Origin of the sequence: Caballeronia humi (assembly GCF_001544475.1) — a bacterium.
Classification (GTDB): domain Bacteria; phylum Pseudomonadota; class Gammaproteobacteria; order Burkholderiales; family Burkholderiaceae; genus Caballeronia; species Caballeronia humi.
Window position 1 is genome coordinate 1 of sequence record NZ_FCNW02000179.1, and the last position, 1,399, is coordinate 1,399.

Consider the following 1,399-nt stretch of genomic DNA (forward strand, 5'->3'; position numbering starts at 1 on the left):
CCGGAGGAATCATGAAACCCTTGAAGACCGGCGACGCATCGTAGATGCGCCATCCCGAGAGCATCATCAGTACCGCGGCGAGCGCGTTAAGCCAGTGCGCGATGCGAACCCATGCGGGCTGGATCGTGCGGCCCGCGCTGGCAGACGCACCGTGTTCTCGTAGCGCGTTCATTCGGATCTCCTTAAGCGTCGAGCAGCTCAACCGCCGCACGACGACAGTTCAACGACCTGCAGCACCTCGCCCGTCGCAGGGCTTTCAACGAAGGCCACCAGACCGCTTCGGCCAGCATCCGTCGAATAGCCTCCGGAGATCGTGGCGCGGCCGTTGACGAAGTTGACAGGCCCGATCCACCGGCGCACCACGCGATTGTGGTGGAGTGTGACTCCCGTGTTTTCGCCTGCCTTCACCGGGCTTTCGACCCGGTTCTCGTAGATGGCCATGTAAGCGACGGCATCTTCGGGGAGTCTCTCGGTTGCCTTGAACGCTGCGTCGAACGCCATGTTGCCAGAAGGGACCGCGTGCGCGTCGATATGGATTTCAACGAGCGGCGATTCGGCGTTCAATTGATGAACACGCGTTGCAAAGGTCTCTTCGTTTGACCAGCTTCGCAATTCCTGGCCGCCGACAAACACCTCCGGTGTGTACACCACGTGCTTGCCGCCGTGCGCGCTCAGGTGTTGTTGACGCGACGTAAAGGTCGGTTGCGCGAAACGGTCTTTCCAACCGAGGTTGTCCCAGTAGTCGACATGCAACGCGAGCGGCACGACCGCCTTCGTGTTGCGCGTCTGGTCGAGCGCGCTGAGCCAGTTGTCAGCGGGTGGACAGCTGTTGCAGCCCTCGCTCGTATACAGTTCGACCAACGCTGCACGCTGCGGCGGACTGCTCACACTGCAGGAGGTCGCGGCAGAGGCGAACTCAATAGCGCACGAGAACAGAAGGGCAGCGTGGCAATGTAAAGCCGAGACGCGCATGGCGGCCTCCAAGCCGAAACAACACATCAATTTCGATAGTCACGCGCGAAATGGGCCGCATGATGACTCAATTCCGGGTTGCTGAGGGCGCGATGAAGGAGGCCAGAATGCTTATTCTGCTCGCTTATCGCGCCTGCGGGCGTTTACTTGCTCATGCCGTTCTCGCTATCGTGCTGCATTGCCGATCCGCCGGCGCCCTTCTGCATCTTGTCATGCTTCATCTTCTTGCTCGTCGAGTTCTTCCCCATCGAATCCTTGCTCATCGAATCCTTGCTCATCGAATCGTGCGACATCGCGTCCTTCGACATCGAGTCGTTTGACATCGCGCCGCTCGCCTGAGCGAACGCCGAACCACCGCTGACGAACAGCGATACGGCCAATGCTGCAATTGCAATGCGTTTCATATCAACTCCTTGAATGTGTTGCG

General features: G+C 59.6%; 2 protein-coding genes and 1 pseudogene. All 3 read right to left on the reverse strand.

What is annotated here, in order from left to right; genetic code table 11:
- Positions 1–172, reverse strand: a pseudogene (locus AWB65_RS34880) (cytochrome b/b6 domain-containing protein); the annotation flags it as partial.
- Between the two features lie 26 nt (positions 173–198).
- Positions 199–984: a DUF1223 domain-containing protein gene (locus tag AWB65_RS34885; RefSeq protein ID WP_374729783.1), complete on the reverse strand. Its 786-nt coding sequence runs from the start codon at positions 982–984 to the stop codon at positions 199–201.
- Between the two features lie 131 nt (positions 985–1,115).
- A complete protein-coding gene (locus tag AWB65_RS34890) occupies positions 1,116–1,376 on the reverse strand; it encodes a pentapeptide MXKDX repeat protein (protein WP_087671265.1) in 261 nt (86 codons plus the stop codon).
- Positions 1,377–1,399: the final 23 nt, after the last annotated feature.